At 73.2% G+C, this 18,039-nt stretch carries 12 protein-coding genes and 1 rRNA gene; 7 read left to right on the top strand and 6 right to left on the bottom strand.

Annotated elements, in window-relative coordinates:
• Nucleotides 1–39 precede the first annotated feature (39 nt).
• Nucleotides 40–1,029, top strand: a complete 990-nt coding sequence (locus QRT05_RS13670; protein ID WP_289447880.1) for a phosphotransferase family protein — start codon at nt 40–42, stop codon at nt 1,027–1,029.
• Here the strand turns inward: QRT05_RS13670 and QRT05_RS13665 are convergent.
• Entirely contained in the window at nt 1,026–2,003 is a 978-nt protein-coding gene (locus QRT05_RS13665) for an electron transfer flavoprotein subunit alpha/FixB family protein (RefSeq protein ID WP_289447879.1), read from the bottom strand. The genes QRT05_RS13670 and QRT05_RS13665 overlap by 4 nt on opposite strands.
• A gap of 67 nt (nt 2,004–2,070) precedes the next feature.
• On the bottom strand, nt 2,071–2,859 hold the full coding sequence (locus QRT05_RS13660; RefSeq protein WP_289447878.1) for an electron transfer flavoprotein subunit beta/FixA family protein: 789 nt from the start codon (nt 2,857–2,859) through the stop codon (nt 2,071–2,073).
• Nucleotides 2,860–2,964: 105 nt separating this feature from the next.
• On the opposite strand from QRT05_RS13660, the gene glgX reads away from it, so the two are divergent.
• The 5 genes from glgX to QRT05_RS13635 all read left to right on the top strand — a co-directional run bounded on the left by glgX (nt 2,965) and on the right by QRT05_RS13635 (nt 12,158).
• The gene (glgX, locus tag QRT05_RS13655) at nt 2,965–5,145 is read left to right on the top strand and encodes a glycogen debranching protein GlgX (protein WP_289447877.1); all 2,181 of its coding nucleotides are present in this window, start codon (nt 2,965–2,967) and stop codon (nt 5,143–5,145) included.
• Between the two features lie 59 nt (nt 5,146–5,204).
• A complete protein-coding gene (locus QRT05_RS13650; RefSeq protein ID WP_289447876.1) occupies nt 5,205–6,863 on the top strand; it encodes an FAD-binding dehydrogenase in 1,659 nt (552 codons plus the stop codon).
• A gap of 179 nt (nt 6,864–7,042) precedes the next feature.
• Nucleotides 7,043–9,127, top strand: coding sequence for an alpha-1,4-glucan--maltose-1-phosphate maltosyltransferase (locus QRT05_RS13645; protein WP_407650368.1), 2,085 nt, complete (start codon nt 7,043–7,045; stop codon nt 9,125–9,127).
• Entirely contained in the window at nt 9,124–10,905 is a 1,782-nt protein-coding gene (treS, locus tag QRT05_RS13640) for a maltose alpha-D-glucosyltransferase (RefSeq protein ID WP_407650353.1), read from the top strand. The genes QRT05_RS13645 and treS overlap by 4 nt, the downstream gene beginning before the upstream one ends.
• Nucleotides 10,902–12,158, top strand: a complete 1,257-nt coding sequence (locus QRT05_RS13635) for a maltokinase N-terminal cap-like domain-containing protein (RefSeq protein WP_289447875.1) — start codon at nt 10,902–10,904, stop codon at nt 12,156–12,158. The genes treS and QRT05_RS13635 overlap by 4 nt, the downstream gene beginning before the upstream one ends.
• Before the next feature lie 6 nt (nt 12,159–12,164).
• Here the strand turns inward: QRT05_RS13635 and QRT05_RS13630 are convergent, their stop codons facing one another.
• Nucleotides 12,165–13,055 (bottom strand): carbohydrate kinase family protein, encoded by an 891-nt coding sequence (locus tag QRT05_RS13630; protein ID WP_289447874.1) that lies wholly within the window; start codon nt 13,053–13,055, stop codon nt 12,165–12,167.
• On the bottom strand, nt 13,052–14,269 hold the full coding sequence (locus tag QRT05_RS13625) for an AGE family epimerase/isomerase (RefSeq protein ID WP_289447873.1): 1,218 nt from the start codon (nt 14,267–14,269) through the stop codon (nt 13,052–13,054). The genes QRT05_RS13630 and QRT05_RS13625 overlap by 4 nt, the downstream gene beginning before the upstream one ends.
• Before the next feature lie 376 nt (nt 14,270–14,645).
• Between QRT05_RS13625 and glgB the strand changes: the two genes are divergently transcribed.
• Nucleotides 14,646–16,853 carry a 1,4-alpha-glucan branching protein GlgB gene (gene glgB / locus QRT05_RS13620; protein WP_289447872.1) on the top strand — a complete coding sequence of 736 codons (2,208 nt, stop codon included), beginning with the start codon at nt 14,646–14,648 and terminating at the stop codon, nt 16,851–16,853.
• 67 nt (nt 16,854–16,920) lie between these two features.
• Here glgB and QRT05_RS13615 read toward each other — a convergent pair whose 3' ends face one another.
• Together QRT05_RS13615 and rrf are read right to left on the bottom strand one after the other, a co-directional pair.
• Nucleotides 16,921–17,100 carry a hypothetical protein gene (locus QRT05_RS13615; protein WP_289447871.1) on the bottom strand — a complete coding sequence of 60 codons (180 nt, stop codon included), beginning with the start codon at nt 17,098–17,100 and terminating at the stop codon, nt 16,921–16,923.
• A gap of 866 nt (nt 17,101–17,966) precedes the next feature.
• Nucleotides 17,967–18,039 (bottom strand): 5S ribosomal RNA (rrf, locus tag QRT05_RS15575); the annotation flags it as partial.

Raw genomic sequence — 18,039 nt, 5'->3', positions numbered from 1 at the left:
GCTCGTCACACGGCGCCCGCGACCTGGCAGGATGTGCGCGTGACTGCCGACGACGTCATCGCGTTACCGGTCGCGTTCAGTGGGCAGCGGCTCGACTGGCGCGATCTGCCGCGGCACGTCCGCACGCGGATCGCCGAGCTGGCCGGTGCGCAGGTCACCGCCGAGATCAGCGCCACCAGCGGGTTCTCCCCCGGGTTCGCGGCCGTGCTCGAGCTCGCGGACGGTCGCGGGGTCTTCGTCAAGGCCGTCTCCAGCGAGCAGAACCCCGTGTCGCCGGACCTCGCCCGCGCGGAGGCACGCGTCGCCGCGTGCCTCCCCCCGCAGGTGCCGGCCCCGGCGCTGCAGTGGTCCTCCGACGACGGCGACTGGGTCATCCTCGGATTCGACGTCGTGCACGGCCGCTCCCCGGCCCTGCCGTGGCAGCCGGACGAGCTCGACGCGGTGCTCGCCGCGGTCGCGGACCTGTCGCGCGTCGCCCCGCTGCCCGGGCACACGCTGCCGCGCACCGAGGACCAGCTGGCCCAGGACTTCACCGGCTGGCGCAAGATCGCCGCCATGGACCCGGCCGAGCAGGACCGGGGCGAGGCGGCCGGTGGCGAGGTGGGCCGGTGGGCGCGGCAGCACCTGGACCTGCTGCAGGGCTGCGAGCAGGCCTCGCTGCGCGCGGTCGCGGGCACGAGCCTGGTGCACGGCGACCTGCGGGCGGACAACGTCCTCATCGACCCGGACCACCGCCGGGTCTGGCTCATCGACTGGCCCCACGCGAGCGTGGGGGCACCCTGGCTCGACGTCGCGTTCATGCTCCCCAGCGTCGCGCTGCAGGACGGCGGTGACCCGGCCACGATCTTCCGCAGCCAGCCGGCGTCCGAGGGCGTGTCCGACGACGAGCTGCGCGCCGGCCTGGCCGGGCTCGCGGGCTACTTCGTGTGGAGCTCGCTCCAGCCGCCGCCGCCGGGGATCCCCAACCTGCGCCGCTTCCAGGCCGCGCAGGGCATGGCCACCCTGCGCTGGTTCCGCACGCTGACCTAGACCTGCTTGAGGCGGCGCAGCTCCTGCGTGAGCTGGGGAAGCACGGCGTTGAGGTCACCCACCACGCCGAAGTCGGCGATCTCGAAGATGGGCGCGTCCGGGTCGGAGTTGATCGCCACGATGGTGCCCGACGCCTGCATGCCGCCACGGTGGTGCACGGCACCGGACACGCCGACGCCGATATAGAGCCGCGGCGACACGGTGACCCCGGTCTGGCCGATCTGCGCGTCGTGGCCGATCCAGCCCTCGTCGGTGGCCACGCGCGTCGCGCCGACGGCACCGCCCAGCACGTCGGCGAGCTCCTCGACGAGCGTGAAGTCACCCTCGGTGCCGCGGCCACCCGCGACGACCACGTGCGCGCTGCCCAGGTCGGGTCGGCCGCTGTCCGGCCGCTCGGACCGCTCGACCAGGACCACCCGGCGGGCGGCCGCGCTCGCCGTCACGGCGTGCTCGACGACGTCCGGGACACCGGCGCCCTCGGCCGGCGACACGGCCACGGAGTTGGCCTTGAGCGTGACGACCGCGAGCGGGGCGGTGACGGCGCACCGCGTGTTCCAGGTCCCGGCGAACACGGTCTTGCTCGCCACGAGCCGGCCGTCCTCGACGACGAGGCCGTCCGCGTCGGTGACCACGCCCGCGCCGGTGAGGATCGCGAGGCGGGCCGCGACCTCCTTGTTCTCGAACGTCGAGGTGGCCAGCAGCACGCCGGCGCCGGTGGCGTCGAGCAGGCTCGCGACCGCCTCGGCGAGCACGGCGCTCAGGTGCAGGTCGGCGTCGGCGGACACCCGGTGCACGCGCGAGACGCCCAGCGCGCCCAGCTCGGCGAGCGCTCCCGGGTCGAGCTCGGCGCCGTCGGCGGCCCACACGCCGTGGACGGCCCCGCCCAGCCCGCGGGCGATCGTGACGAGCTCGCGCACGGGCGCGCGCAGGGTGCCGTCGGCGGTGTGGTCGAGCAGGACCAGGGAGTCGGTCACGGGAGGCGTCCTTCGATGGCGGCGTGGTGGCGGCGTGGTGGCGGCCTGCGGGCGGGCGCTGCGCGGGTCAGGCGAGCTGGTTCTCGACGAGGTAGGCGGCGAGCTGCGTGCCCGCGTCCCCCTGGTCGTTGATGAGCACTCGGTCCTCGCGCGCGGGCCGTGCGGCGGCCTCGACCACCTGCGTGCGCGCACCGGCCAGACCCACGTCGGACGCGGCGAGGCCCAGGTCCGAGAGCGTGAGCGTCGTGACCGGCTTCTTGCGGGCGGCCATGATGCCCTTGAAGTTGGGGTAGCGCGGCTCGTTGGCCTGGTCGGTCACGGACACGAGCGCCGGCAGCGCGGCCTCCAGCACCTCGCTGGCGTGGTCGAGGTTGCGGCGGACTCGCACGGTCGTGCCGTCCAGGCTGACCTCCGCCGCGAGCGGGAGGGCGGGGACGTCGAGGAGCGCGGCGAGCGCGGTCGGCAGCAGCGACGTCAGGCCGTCCAGGCCGGCCATGCCCGTCACGACGAGGTCCACGGGTGCGTCGGCACCGATCCGCGTGATCGCGGCCGCGAGCACGCGGGCCGTGCCCACGGCGTCCGAGCCGGCGATGGCGTCGTCGAGCACGTGGACGGCCTCGTCGGCGCCCATCTGCAGGCCCTTGCGCACCGCGTCCACGGCGTCGTCGGGACCGACGGTGAGAGCCACGACCTCGCCACCCGACGCCTCCGCGAGGGTGAGGGCGGCCTCGAGGGCGTTCTCGTCGAGCTCGTTGAGCGTGCCGTCACCGCCGTCCCGCACCACGCGACCGTCGGCACCGAGGGTGCGGTCCGACTGGATGTCCGGGACGTGCTTGACGCAGACGACGATTCTCACGCGGGGAACGTTACCCCGGCCGTGCCGCACCGCGGGGGCCGGTGTTCGTCAGGCGAAACCGGGCAGGAGGCGGTGCAGCGCCCGCCCGTCCTCCATGATGTTGCCGTGACGACCCGCCAAGCACGCCGCCGCCCCTTCCCGCTCGGGGTCCACGTCACGGACGACGGCATCGAGGTCGCGGTCCTCGCCACGCACGCCCAGGCCGTGGACCTGTGCCTGTTCGACGAGGAGGGCAACGAGCGCCGGGTCCGGCTGGACGGTCCCGTCCAGGGCCTGTTCACCGCCGAGGTGCCCGGCGTGCGCGCGGGCCAGCGTTACGGCTTCCGCGCGCACGGCGTCTGGGACCCCGAGGCCGGGCTGCGGCACAACCCGGCCAAGCTCCTGGTCGACCCGTACGCCCGGGGCCACGTCGGTGCGATGTCGTACGGGCCCGAGACCTACGGGCACGTCGTGGCTGACGACCTGACGGGCAACCCGTACGGGCCGGCCGACGAGCGCGACTCCGCGGGCCATGTGCCGTACTCGGTGGTCGTGGACACGCGCGACCTCGCCGGTCCCGACCCCGCCGCCAACCGACCGTGGATGCCGTGGGACCGCACGGTCATCTACGAGGCGCACGTGCGCGGCCTGACCATGCTCAACGAGCAGGTCCCGGCCGAGCACCGGGGCACCTACGCGGGGCTGGCGCACCCGGCCGTGGTCGAGCACCTGCTCCGGCTCGGCGTCACGACGCTCGAGCTCCTCCCGATCCACGCCTCGGCGGACGAGCCGCACCTCGTCGCGAAGGGCCTGAGCAACTACTGGGGCTACTCGACCCTCGGCTTCTTCGCGCCGCACGCCGCGTACGCCACGGCAGCCGCGCAGCAGGCGGGGCCGGCCGCGGTGCTCGCCGAGGTCCGGTCGGCGGTCCACGCGCTGCACGAGGCGGGCATCGAGGTGGTCCTCGACGTCGTCTACAACCACACCACCGAGGGCGGCCTGCCGGGTCAGCACGTCTCGTGGCGGGGGCTCGACTCGACCATGTACTACGTGCACGACGGCGGCGTGCCCGCGGCGCTCGCCGACGTCACCGGCACGGGCAACACGCTCGACTTCCGGCGTGCCCCCGTGGTCCGGATGACGCTGGACTCGCTGCGCTACTGGGCGACCGTGGTGGGGGTGGACGGTTTCCGGTTCGACCTGGCCGTGACCCTCGCGCGCGACGCGGACGGCTTCACCCCGAGCCACCCGCTGCTCGTCGCGGCCGCGGCCTCACCGAGCCTCGACGGGCTGAAGTTCATCGCGGAGCCCTGGGACGTCGGGCCGGGCGGCTGGCGCACGGGGCAGTTCCCGCTGCCGTTCGCCGAGTGGAACGACCGGTTCCGCAACGCGACCCGCTCCTTCTGGCTGGCCGACCTGGCGCGCGCCGCCCACGGCCTGCCCGGGCACCGCGTGCGCGACCTCGCGACGCGGCTCTCCGGCTCGGTCGACCTGTTCGGCTTCAGCGACCCGCCGCTGGTGCGCGGGCCGGTCGCGTCGGTGAACTTCGTGACCGCCCACGACGGCTTCACACTCGCCGACCTCGTGTCGTACGACCACAAGCACAACGCCGACAACGGCGAGAACAACCGCGACGGGAGCGACGACAACCGCTCGTGGAACCACGGCGTCGAGGGGCCCGTGAACCCGGACTCCCCTGCGGCCGACATCGCGCCGCTGCGGCGCCGGTCGATCCGCAACTTGTTCGCCACCCTGGCGCTGTCGGCCGGCACGCCCATGATCACGGCCGGCGACGAGATGGGCCGCACCCAGCGCGGCAACAACAACGCGTACTGCCAGGACAACGAGATCTCGTGGATGAGCTGGGACCTGAGCGCGCGGCGCGAGGACCTGCTGGCGACGGCACGCTTCCTCCTGGCGCTGCGCCGCGACCACCCGGCGCTGCGCTCGCCCCGCTTCTACACGGGGCGGCCGGTGACGCCGGGCGGCAGGCCCGACCTGTCGTGGTTCGACGCGACGGGCACCGCCTTCGACCACGCGCGCTGGCACGATCCGTCGATCCGGACGCTCCAGATGCTGCGGGCCACGGAGGACGACGTGGTCCTGCTCGTGATCAGCGGCTCGCTCGAGCCGGTCGACGTGACGCTGTGCGGCAAGCCGGGCGATCGCTGGGAGCTGGCGTGGGACTCGGTCTGGGAGCACCCCGGCGAGCAGCGCGCCGCCGCGATCGGGGGTGCACTGCACGCGGCGGCCGGCGACGTCGCGCCGCTCGAGCCGCTGAGCATGCGCGTCTACCTCCTGGCCTGACGGCGCCCCGCCCCGGGAGGGGCTACCTGGACGGGCGTCCAGTCGCGTACCGTGACGACATGACGCTCCCCCACGATGTCGTGGTCGTCGGCGCCGGCCTCGCCGGCCTGGTCGCCACCGCCGAGCTCACCGCGGCCGGCCACCACGTGACCCTGCTCGACGCCGAGCCCGCCCAGTCGCTGGGCGGTCAGGCCTTCTGGTCGTTCGGTGGGCTCTTCCTGGTCGACTCGCCGGAGCAGCGCCGGCTGAACGTCCGTGACAGCGCCGAGCTCGCGCTCGCCGACTGGTTCGGCTCCGCCGACTTCGCGACCGACGGCAGCGACCGCTGGGGCCGCGCGTGGGCGGAGGGCTTCGTCGACTTCGCGGCGGGCGACCTGCGCCCGTGGCTGCACGCCAAGGGCGTGCGCTGGTTCCCGCTCGTGCAGTGGGCCGAGCGCGGCGGCTACCTCGCGGACGGCCACGGCAACTCGGTGCCCCGGTTCCACGTCACGTGGGGCACCGGTCCGGGCATCCTCGAGCCCTTCGTGCGCTCGCTGCTCGACGCACGGGCGGCCGGCCTGGTGGACGTGCGGTTCCGGCACCGGGTCACGTCGCTCGGGACCACGGATGGCCGGGTCACGGGCGTGCGCGGTGACATCCTGGCGCCCGACGGCGTGCCGCGCGCCGTGCGGTCCTCGCGCGACGTCGTGGCCCCGTTCGAGCTGGCGGCCGGCTCCGTGGTGCTCGCCACCGGAGGCGTCGGCGCCAACCACGAGCTCGTCCGGTCGCTGTGGCCGTCCTCGGCAGGCCGCCTCCCGGCCCGGATGCTGTCCGGCGTCCCCGACCACGTCGACGGCTCCGGCATCGAGGCGGCGCGCTCGGCCGGCGCCGCGGTGGTGCACGAGGACCGGATGTGGCACTACCCCGAGGGCATCAGCGACCACACTCCGGTGTGGTCGCGGCACGGCATCCGCATCCTGCCGGGGCCCTCGTCGCTGTGGCTCGACGCCGACGGCCACCGCTTCCCGGTGCCGCTGTTCCCGGGCTTCGACTCCCTCGGCGCCCTGCAGCACATCACGGCCCGGGGAGACGACCACTCGTGGTTCGTGCTCGACAAGACGATCCTCGGCACCGAGTTCGCCCTCTCCGGCTCCGAGCAGAACCCGGACCTGACCGGCCGGGACATCCCCGCGCTCCTGCAGCGCGTGCTCCCCGGCGCGGTCGGCCCGGTCGAGGCGTTCGCCGAGAGGTCGGACGAGTTCCTGTGGGCCGACACGCCGCACGAGCTCGCCGCCAAGATGAACGCGCTGACGGGTACGGCCCGCATCGACGGCGACGCGCTCGAGAGGCTCATCGTGGAGCGCGACCGGCAGGTCGAGTCGGGCCTCGGCAAGGACCTGCAGGTCATCGCGACCGCCCGGGCGCGCGAGTACGTCGTCGACCGCCTCATCCGCGTCGCGAAGCCGCACCGCCTGCTGGACCCCGAGCACGGCCCCCTCCTGGCGGTGCGCCTGTCGGTGCTCACGCGCAAGACCCTCGGCGGCCTGCACACCGACCTCGAGGGGCGCGTCCTGCGGGCGGACGGCGAGGTGCTGCCCGGGCTGTGGGCCGTGGGTGAGGCGTCGGGCTTCGGCGGCGGCGGCGTCCACGGGCACCGGGCGCTCGAGGGCACCTTCCTCGGCGGCTGCCTGTTCACCGGCAGGACCACCGGACGGGCGCTCGCCGGCACGCTCGCGTAGGTCGTCGCACCCGGTCCCCGGGGCGTTGCAGATGCTGGGTGGGGGCGCCTGCGGATAGGTTCGGGACTGTGACGACTACCCCCGCGAGCCCCGGCCGCGGCCAGCGCTCGACCGGCCGCCGCAAGCCCGCCACCTCGACCTCGACGACGGCGGCAGCGACCACGCCGGCCGCCTCCCCCGTGGTCTCGGCGACCGTCCCCGCAGCGGCGACCCCGAACGCCCCGGCAGCGGCAGCGGCGACCCCGACCGCCCCGGCCGAGGCCCCCCGACGCGCGGCACCCACCGCCCCCATCGGGCGGATCCCGGTCGTCGACGTCTTCCCCGTCGCCGAGGCCGGTCGGTTCCCGGCCAAGGCGGTCGCGGGCGAGGCCTTCCCGGTCCGCGCGACGGTCTTCCGCGAGGGCCACGACGCCGTCGCGGCGACCGCGGTGCTCGTCGACCCGGACGGGCGCGACCACTCGCACGCCCTCATGGTCGACATCGCGCCCGGGCTCGACCGCTACGAGGCCAGGCTGTCCCCGGACCGCGAGGGCCTGTGGTCCTTCCGCGTCGAGGGCTGGTCGGACCCCTGGGCCACCTGGGTGCACGACGCGACCATCAAGATCGCGGCGGGCGTGGACGTCGAGCTCATGCTTACCGAGGGCGCGCTGCTGCTCGCCCGGGCCGCCGACCGCGACGAGGTGCCGGCGGAGGACGCCGCCGTGCTGCGCGACGCCGGTTCCACCCTGCACGACGTCCACCTCTCCCCGGACGAGCGGCTCGACGTCGCCCTCGCCGACCGCGTGCGCGACGTCCTCGCTCGCACGCCCCTGCGCGACCTGGTCAGCCCGTCCCCGTCCTACCCGCTCGTCGTCGACCGGCCGCTCGCCCTGGCCGGCGCGTGGTACGAGCTGTTCCCGCGCTCGCACGGCGCGCGGTACGACGAGTACACGGGCCGATGGGTGTCGGGCACGCTGCGCACGGCCGCCGACGAGCTGCCGCGCATCGCGGGGATGGGCTTCGACGTCGTCTACCTCACGCCCATCCACCCCATCGGCTCCAGCAACCGCAAGGGCCGCAACAACTCGCTGCTCACCGAGCCCGGCGACCCGGGCTCGCCCTACGCGATCGGCTCGGCCGACGGCGGGCACGACGCGATCGAGCCGACGCTCGGCACGTTCGACGACTTCGACGCCTTCGTCGCGCGAGCCCGGGAGCTGCGCCTGGAGGTGGCGCTCGACATCGCGCTGCAGTGCTCGCCCGACCACCCGTGGGTCACCGAGCACCCGGACTGGTTCACGACGCGCGCGGACGGCAGCATCGCGTACGCGGAGAACCCGCCGAAGAAGTACCAGGACATCTACCCCCTGAACTTCGACAACGACCCGGTCGGCATCGCGACCGAGATCCGGCGCGTGCTGCAGGTGTGGATCGACCACGGCGTCACGCTGTTCCGCGTCGACAACCCGCACACCAAGCCGCTCGACTTCTGGCAGTGGCTGCTCGCCGACGTCCGCAAGGACCACCCCGAGGTCATCTTCCTGTCCGAGGCGTTCACGCGTCCCGCGATGATGGCGACGCTCGCCAAGGTCGGCTTCCACCAGTCGTACACGTACTTCACCTGGCGGAACACCAAGGAGGAGCTCGAAGAGTACCTGGCCGAGGTCTCGGGCGACCAGGGCGCGTGGATGCGGCCCAGCTTCTGGCCGACGACGCACGACATCCTGCCGCCCTACCTGCAGGCCTCGGGCGGGCCGGGCTTCGCCGTGCGTGCCGTGCTGGCGGCGACCGGCAGCCCCACCTGGGGCATCTACTCCGGCTACGAGCTGGTCGAGAACGTGCCGCGGCCCGGCGTCGAGGAGCAGATCGACAACGAGAAGTACGAGTTCAAGCCGCGCGACTGGTCCCAGGCCGAGCACCTCGGCATCGCGCTGCTGCTCGGCAACCTCAACGCCATCCGCCGCGGCCACCCGGCGCTGCGCCAGCTGCGCAACCTGCGCGTGCACCCCACCAGCGACGACGCGACCGTGGCCTTCTCCAAGCACCTGGACGCCCAGCACTCGCCGACGGGTCGGGCGGACACCGTGCTCGTCGTGGTGAACCTCGACCCGTGGAACGCTCGCGAGGGCACGGTCGAGATCGACCTCGCCGCGCTCGGCCTGCCGGAGCAGGTCACGGCTCGCGACCTGCTGACGCACGAGGAGTGGACGTGGGGCTCGTCGGCGTTCGTCCGACTCGACCCCGCCGTCCGCCCCGCCCACATCCTCTCGCTGGAGACGCCGTGACCATCGAGCCCGAGGCCCGGACCTCGTCGCTGCCCCGCGTGCGCGAGCCTGCGCCCACGACCGCGCAGATCACGCTGCCGCCCAGCCGCCAGCCCCAGGTGCCGCCGGTCGGCGCCAGCGGGCTGTCGGACGACCCCGACTGGTACCGCAAGGCCGTCTTCTACGAGGTCATGCTGCGGTGCTTCTCCGACTCGTCGGGGCACGGCAGCGGCGACCTGCGCGGGCTCATCAACCGCCTCGACTACCTGCAGTGGCTGGGCATCGACTGCCTGTGGCTGCCGCCGTTCTACCCGAGCCCGCTGCGGGACGGCGGCTACGACGTGGCGGACTACACGGCCATCGCCGCGCAGTACGGCACGATCGCCGACTTCACCGAGCTGATCGAGGAGGCGCACGCCCGCGGCATGCGCCTGGTCGTCGACCTGGTGATGAACCACACCAGCGACCAGCACCCCTGGTTCCAAGCCTCGCGGTCCGACCCCGAGGGGCCGTACGGGGACTTCTACGTGTGGTCCGACGAGAACACGCGCTACCAGGACGCGCGCATCATCTTCGTCGACACCGAGACCTCCAACTGGACCTTCGACCCGGTGCGCCGCCAGTACTTCTGGCACCGGTTCTTCAGCCACCAGCCCGACCTGAACTTCGACAACCCGCGCGTGGTCGACGCGATGCTCGACGTCGGCCGCTTCTGGCTCAACCTGGGCGTCGACGGCTTCCGGCTCGACGCGGTCCCCTACCTGTTCGAGGCGGAGGGCACCAACTGCGAGAACCTGCCCGAGACGCACGCCTTCCTGCGCAAGGTCCGCTCCATGCTGGACGAGGAGTACCCGGGCCGGATCATGCTCGCGGAGGCCAACCAGTGGCCTGAGGAGGTCGTGCACTACTTCGGGACCGAGGAGGAGCCCGAGTGCCACATGTGCTTCCACTTCCCGGTGATGCCGCGCATCTTCTTCTCGATCCGTGACCAGCGCGCCGCTCCCATCGTCGACATCATGGCGGACACGCCCGCCATCCCCCGCGGCGGCCAGTGGAGCACGTTCCTGCGCAACCACGACGAGCTCACGCTCGAGATGGTCTCCACCGAGGAGCGCGCGGCGATGTACGGGTGGTACGCGCCCGACTCGCGCATGCGCGCCAACGTGGGTATCCGTCGCCGGCTCGCCCCGCTGCTCGACAACTCCCGCAAGGAGATCGAGCTCGCGCACGCGTTGCTGCTGAGCCTGCCGGGCAGCCCCTGCCTCTACTACGGCGACGAGATCGGCATGGGCGACAACATCTGGCTGCCCGACCGTGACGCCGTCCGCACCCCCATGCAGTGGACGCCCGACCGCAACGCCGGCTTCTCGACCGCCGACCCCGGCAAGCTCTACCTGCCGGTCGTGCAGTCCCTCGTCTACCACTACGGGCACACGAACGTGGAGGCCCAGCTCGCCCAGCCCAGCAGCCTGCTGCACTGGGTGCGCGGCATGCTGAGCGTGCGCCGCGCGCACCCGGCGCTCGGCATGGGCGACTTCGAGGTGCTGGACTGCGACAACGAGTCGGTGCTGGCGTTCTGCCGGCACACCGAGGACGAGTCGCTCCTGGTGCTCGCCAACCTGGCGTCCACGGCTCGCCACGCCACGGTGAAGCTGCCGGAGCAGGCCGGCCGCCCGCTGCGCGACGTGTTCGGCGGCGCACGGTTCGGCACGGTGAGCGAGGACGGGACGGCCAGCTTCACGCTGGGCTCGCGCGAGTTCTTCTGGCTCGCCCTCGAAGAGCCGCCGGAGCTCGGATGACGCTCGTCGCCCAGCCCGGCACGGCGCTCGACGAGGCGCTGCTGCGGGTCCTCGCTCCATGGCTTCCGGCCCGTCGCTGGTTCCCCGCCAAGGGCGCGTCGGCCGACCTCACGCTCGAGGGCGTGCTGCCGCTCGCCGAGACGGTGCGCATCCTGCTGGTGCGGGCGCGCGCCGGCTCGATCGACGCCCTGCTGCAGGTGCCGCTGGTGCTCGGCCCTGGTCCCGGCGAGCTCATCGGCGACCTGGACGGCCAGGACGTGCGGGACGGCGCGGCCGACCCGAGGTTCCTGCGCGCCTGGCTCGACGCGGCCGACGGCCCGGGCACCGACGCCGACCCGGCGGCCGCACGGATGATCACCGGCGAGCAGTCGAACACGTCCGTCATTCTCGGCGACGTGGCGATCCTCAAGGTGCTGCGCGCGCTGCACCCGGGCGAGAACCCCGACGTCGACGTGCCGCGGCGGCTGGTCGAGGAGGGGTGGACGCACGTGCCCGCCCCGCTGGCTTGGCTCGAGGGCGCGTGGGTGAGCGCCGACGGCGTGTCCCACCGCGGCTACCTCGGCGCGATGAGCGCGTTCGTCGCCGGCGCGGAGGACGGCTTCGAGCTGGCGTGCGCCTACGCGGGGCGCGGCGAGTCGTTCGCCGACCTCGCCCGTGAGCTCGGCTCCGTCACCGCGACCATGCACACCGCCCTGGCCCACGCGTTCCCGCGCCTGGAGGCGACCGACGGGCCCGCGCTCGTCGCCGACGGGATCGCGCAGCGGTTCTCCTGGGCCACCTCGGCCGTCCCGCAGCTGGCGGCCTACGCCGCGGGCGTCGAGAACGTCCTGGCCGACGTGCGCCACCTCGAGGCCACGCCGGCGCGCCAGCGCGTGCACGGCGACCTGCACCTCGGCCAGGTGCTGCGCGCGCAGGACCGCTGGTTCGTCACCGACTTCGAGGGCGAGCCTCTCGCGCCCCTCGAGCAGCGCACGCGCCCCGACCTCGCGGTGCGGGACGTCGCCGGGCTGCTCCGCTCGATCGACTACGCGGCGGCGGTGGGCGGCCTGACGGGCGAGGCGGCGACGGCGTGGGCCGACGAGTCACGCGCCGCGCTGCGCTCGGGCTACTCCGCGTCGGCCGACGAGCACACCGAGGTGCTCACGCGCGCGCTCGAGCTGGACAAGACGCTGTACGAGGCCGTGTACGAGTCGCGCAACCGGCCGTCATGGCTGCCCATCCCGCTGGCCGCGCTCGACCGGCTGGTGGGCTGACATGTCCTAGTCCAGCTCGTCCGCCCACGGCGGGTTGGCACCGCTGCGCGAGACCGTGATCGCCGCCGCGCGCACGCAGCGGTCCAGGATGTCCGCCAGGGTGCCGGCGTCGAGGTCACGCAGCGCCTGGCGGTCACCGGCCACCGCGGCGCCGACCAGACCGTCGATGAGCGCGCCCATGAACGTGTCACCCGCCCCGACGGTGTCGACGACGTCGACCCTGGGCGCCGTCACCGTCGCGGATCCCCCGGGACGCAAGGCGATCGCCCCGTCGCCGCCGGTGGTCACCACCACGAGGGCCGGCCCGAGCGCGAGCCACTCGGCGGCGGCGTCCATCGGGTCCAGCTCGGGGTGGAACCACGCGAGGTCCTCGTCGCTGACCTTGACGACGTCCGCGAGCGCGACGAGCTCGCGCACGCGCGCAGCCGCCTGCCGCGGGTCCCCCATCAGGGCGGGCCGTGCATTCGGGTCGTAGCTGATCGTCGCGGTCGGCCGCAGGCGTGCGACGAGGTCGGCCACCTGCCGCCCGCCCGGGTCCAGCACGGCAGAGATCGAGCCGATGTGCAGCACGTCCGCGGGCTGCACGGCCACGTCGCCCAGGTCCCACGAGAGGTCGAACTCGTAGGTCGCCGCGCCGGTCGCGTCGAGGGTGGCCTGCGCGGTCGAGGTGCGCTCGGCGGGCGCGACCTGGACCTCCACGTGCGACTCCTCGAGCCACGCGCGGATCCCGGCGCCGCGCTCGTCGTCACCGAAGGACGTGAGCAGCCGCGGCGCCCGCCCGAGCCGGCCCAGCGTCAGGGCGACGTTGGCGGGGCTCCCGCCGGGGTGCTCGACGACGGTGCCGTCCGCGCGCCGCACGATGTCGACGAGCGCCTCACCCACCACCAGGACGCTCATGCCACGAGCCCCTCGGCCACGGCGCGACCGATCGCGGGCGCGAGAGGCAGGCGCGGGATCAGCACCGACTGCACCGCGTGGTACAGATCGGCCTTGCCCGGCCAGACGGTGGCGGTGGGCACGTTGTCGCCGTCGAGCTGGTGGCGCCACGACCCGCGCTCACGGTCGATGACAAACTCCTCGGCGTAGTCCCACCACTGCTGGTAGGAGTCCGCGAAGCGTCGCTCCCCCGTGCGCCGGTACAGCGCGGCCGCCGCGGCCGTGGCCTCGGCCACCACCCAGTGCATGCGGTCGCGCACCACCGGCGTGCCCGACCAGTCGGTGGTGTAGACGAAGCCGGGTGCGCCGTCCGCCGCCCAGCCGTCCTCGACGGCGCGGTCGAACAGCGCGGTCGCGCCGGCGGCCCCGCCTCCGGTGACGTCGCCGCCCGCCGCCTCGACGTGCAGCAGCAGGCGCGCCCACTCGAGGCCGTGGCCGATCGTGGCGCCGTAGGGCTTGAACTTGTCGCCCGGCTTGTCGGCGTTGAGCTCCGGCTGCGGCACCCAGTCGGCGTCGTAGTGCTCGGGGATGCGCCACTCGTTGGCGGACGCGTGCCGCACCACGTTCGTGCAGATCCGCACGGCACGCTCGAGCCATGCGGCGTCGTCGGTGACGTCGTAGGCGGCGAGCATCGCCTCGACCGTGTGCATGTTGCCGTTCACCCCGCGGTAGGGATCGATGGTGGTGAACGCCCGGTCCCAGCCGTCGACGCACATGCCCGCCTCGTCGTCCCAGAATCGGGTGAGCAGCGTCTCGAGCGCCTCGTCGAGCAGCGCGCGCGCCCCGGGCCGGTCGGCGAGGGTGGCCGTCGAGGCGGCGAGCACCACGAACGCGTGGTCGTAGCACGCCTTGGCGCCGTCGTCGGCGCCCGGCCCGGCGTCGGCGTACCAGCCGCCGTTGTCGTCGTCGTGCAGCGGACCGGTGAGGCCGGCGAGCGCGGCGTCCGCGATGGCCGAGGCACCGGGAACGCCGAGCATCGTCGCGAGCGAGTAGACGTGCGCCGTCCGTGCGGTGATCCAGGTCTGGACCGGCTGCGTGGCGTCGGGGTGGCCGTCGTCGTCGAGCCACGCGGCGCCGCCGCCCTGCACGGGCAGCTCCGCACCGAAGGCCAGCAGCCTCGAGAGCTCGCGACCCAGCCAGTCGTGATGGGTGGGCAGGTCCGGCCAGGCGATCACGCTTCTCCTCCAGTGGCGATCCGCACGCGGCGTGGTGCACCGCGCGGTGATCCGGTCCGTCGCCATGACGGACCGGTCGGTGAGGCGGCCAGCGCCCCGCTCGACTGCGGCGTCGGCCCCGGGGCGGGGCATGACATCGCTGTCATCGATGATAGCGGCGCTCCGGGCCCACGCGGACACCGGTTCGCGGCCGCGTCAGGCGGCCCGATGGCCGTTCCGCCCAGCCTAGGGTCCAGCGCGGCGCTGGTGCAGCGCCTCGCTGGACCGGGTTCGCTGCGGGCAGCCGGGGCCTGATCTGGCGTCCGACGTGCGGCAACACCCGCCCGGTCCGGCGCGTGCCGGTGCAGGCTGGGCCCGTCAGTGGTTGGGTAGAGGGATGAGCCCGGTCGCATCGTCCCCGGTCCCCGTCGACTCCGACACCCTGCGCGCCGTGGCACACGGCGCCTGGTTCGACCCGCACTCGGTGCTCGGGCCGCACGTCGGCGAGGGCGGCGTCACCATCCGCGCCCTCAAGCCGATGGCCGAGGCGGTCGTCGCGCGCACCGCCACGGGCACCTACGACCTGACGCACGAGCAGGACGGCGTGTGGGTCACCGTGCTGCCAGGCACCGACGTCCCCGACTACCGCCTCGATGTCACCTACGGCGGGTCCAAGACGGAGGTCGACGACCCCTACCGCTTCCTCCCCTCCGTCCAGGAGCTCGACCGGCACCTCATCCGCGAGGGCCGCCACGAGCAGCTCTGGACCGTGCTCGGCGCGAACGTCCGCCGGTACCCGGGGCAGCTCGGCGACGTCGAGGGCACCTCCTTCGCGGTGTGGGCGCCCAACGCGCGCGCCGTCCGGGTGATCGGCGACTTCAACTACTGGCAGGGCGCCACCCACGCCATGCGCTCGCTGGGCGACAGCGGCGTGTGGGAGCTCTTCGTTCCCGGTATCGGGGCCGGCACGCGCTACAAGTTCGAGATCCTGGCGCCCGACGGTTCGTGGCGCCAGAAGGCCGACCCGATGGCCCGCGGCACCGAGGTGCCCCCCGCGACGGGTTCGGTCGTCGTCGAGTCGGCCTACACCTGGTCCGACGACGCGTGGATGCAGGCCCGGGCCACCCGCAACCCGCACACCGAGGCGCTCAGCGTCTATGAGGTGCACCTGGGCTCGTGGCGTCCGGGGCTCTCCTACCGGGACCTGGCCCACCAGCTCACGGAGTACGTGATCGACCTCGGCTTCACGCACGTCGAGCTCCTGCCGGTGGCCGAGCACCCGTACGGCCCGTCGTGGGGCTACCAGGTGACGTCGTACTACGCGCCGTCGTCGCGGTTCGGCCACCCGGACGACCTGCGCTATCTCATCGACTGCCTCCACCGCGCGGGGATCGGCGTCATCGTCGACTGGGTCCCCGGTCACTTCCCCAAGGACGAGTGGGCGCTCGCGCAGTTCGACGGCACCGCGCTGTACGAGCACCCCGATCCGCTGCTGGGCGAGCAGCCCGACTGGGGCACGTACATCTTCAACTTCGGCCGGTCCGAGGTCCGCAACTTCCTGGTCGCCAACGCCACCTACTGGCTCGAGGAGTTCCATGTCGACGCGCTGCGCGTCGACGCCGTCGCCTCGATGCTCTACCTGGACTACTCGCGCAAGGAGGGCCAGTGGCGCCCCAACCGCTACGGCGGACGCGAGAACCTGGACGCGATCTCGTTCCTGCAGGAGGCGAACGCGACGGCCTACCGCCGCAACCCCGGCACCATGATGATCGCCGAGGAGTCCACCGCGTGGCCCGGTGTCACGGCACCCACGGACTACAACGGCCTCGGCTTCGGGCTCAAGTGGAACATGGGCTGGATGAACGACACCCTGCGCTACCTGGCGGAGGAGCCCGTCCACCGGCGCTACCACCACGGCGAGATCACGTTCTCGATGGTCTACGCCTACTCCGAGCGCTACATCCTGCCCATCAGCCACGACGAGGTGGTGCACGGCAAGGGCTCGCTGTACGGCCGCATGCCCGGAGACCACTGGCAGAAGCTCGCCGGCGTCCGCACCCTGCTCGCCTACCAGTGGACCCACCCCGGCAAGCAGCTCCTGTTCATGGGGCAGGAGTTCGCCCAGCAGAACGAGTGGAACGAGGGGAACGGGCTCGAGTGGTGGGCGCTCGACGACCCGGGTCACCAGGGCGTGCTGCACTCCCTGCGGGACCTCAACGCCGTCTACCGCGCGACCCCCGCCCTCTGGCAGCTCGACCACACGGCCGAGGGCTTCGAGTGGATCGACTCCGACGACGCCGACCGCAACACGCTCGCCTACATCCGCCACGGCGTCGACACCCCGGACGCGGTCGTGGTGGTCAACTTCGCCGGCGTGCCGCACGAGAACTACCGGCTCGCGCTCCCCCACGGCGGGCGCTGGACGGAGGCCTTCAACTCCGACGCGGAGATGTACGGCGGCTCGGGAGTCGGCAACCTCGGCGCGATCGACGCCCTGCCGGACCCGCACTACGGCAGGCCCTACTCGGCGTCGGTGCGCATCCCGCCCCTCGGGACGGTCATCTTCACCGCCCCGACCAGCACGCCGCCGCCCGACCTGTTCTGAGCTGAGGAGGAGCGCACCGCGCCGAGCCAGGGCGCGGGCACCGTGGCGCCACCGCGGCCAGGAGAGTTCAGGACTGTCCTCGGAGCTCGGCGTCGTGCGCGCACACGCACGCCTTCTCGTCGCGTACTTGCCGCCGGCTGCCGCGGGTCGCGAGCCGCACGACCACCACGATGAATCCGGCGACGAACGCGAGCCAGACGACTGTCAGAACGACGTCGAGGGCAGTCGGCACGAGCGGGTTGTCCATGTCGCTGAGGGTAGCGGTCCACCTCAGCGGTGCGACCCCGATGCGTGTCGACTCCCCGTCGCCATTTGTCCATGAGGCGTGGGCAGGTGATCCCTGCGCGTCCAGTCGACCGCCTACAGGCGTCCGCGGGCCCCCTTGCGTGCGACGCGCGAGCTGCATGGCTCGCGACTCACCCTGCCCCTTGGACAGGTCTCGGGGTGCAGCTGGGCGTCCCGGGGAACGCCGCGCGCGAACCGAAGGGCAGCTCTCTCGAGTAGCAGCGCCACGACCGCGCGCACGACCAGGAGCGCCGTCCGCACAGACGCCCACCAGAAGTGCGCCCAGACGGCGGCCGCTCCGAACGCCAGGCCGACGACCAACGCGGCCCAACCAGTGAGCAGTACGACATCGCCGTCCTTCACACCAAAGACACGGCCGACCATGTCGTGATTCATCGTCAGGTCCTCCCCATCGAGGGACGCGGCCCGGTGAGAGAGCGGGCGCCGCCCGTCCTGGCATCGATCGGCGGAAAGCGTGGCGCTTTCCGCCGACTACCCGCTCGAGCATGCACGGAGACCGTCGGGGCCAGGGACTCGCTTCGGCTGTGTCGGCCGACATGCCGGGAGACGGCGCGCGAGAGCGCCAGCTGACCCGCGGGAGTTGGCGGTCGATCGTCCACCTCCCGACACCGGTCAACGGGTGCCCGCCCTCGATTCGGCACGACATTCGGGAAGCCATGAACGGCACTACCCACCATCGACCGAAGGGGAAAGCCAAGAACGGCACTACCCGCCATCGTGCGGAGCGGGAAGCCAAGAACGGCGCTCACCGCGACTGTCCGGAAACAGAAATAGCCACCCCCGTGGGGGTGGCTATTTCTGAATGATGTCCGGCGGCGTCCTACTCTCCCACACCCTGGCGAGTGCAGTACCATCGGCGCTGAGGGGCTTAGCTTCCGGG

Source organism: Cellulomonas edaphi (assembly GCF_030362815.1).
GTDB lineage: Bacteria > Actinomycetota > Actinomycetes > Actinomycetales > Cellulomonadaceae > Cellulomonas > Cellulomonas edaphi.
The sequence above is the reverse complement of the archived record's forward strand: the minus strand, read 5'-3'. Positions and strand labels throughout refer to the sequence as shown.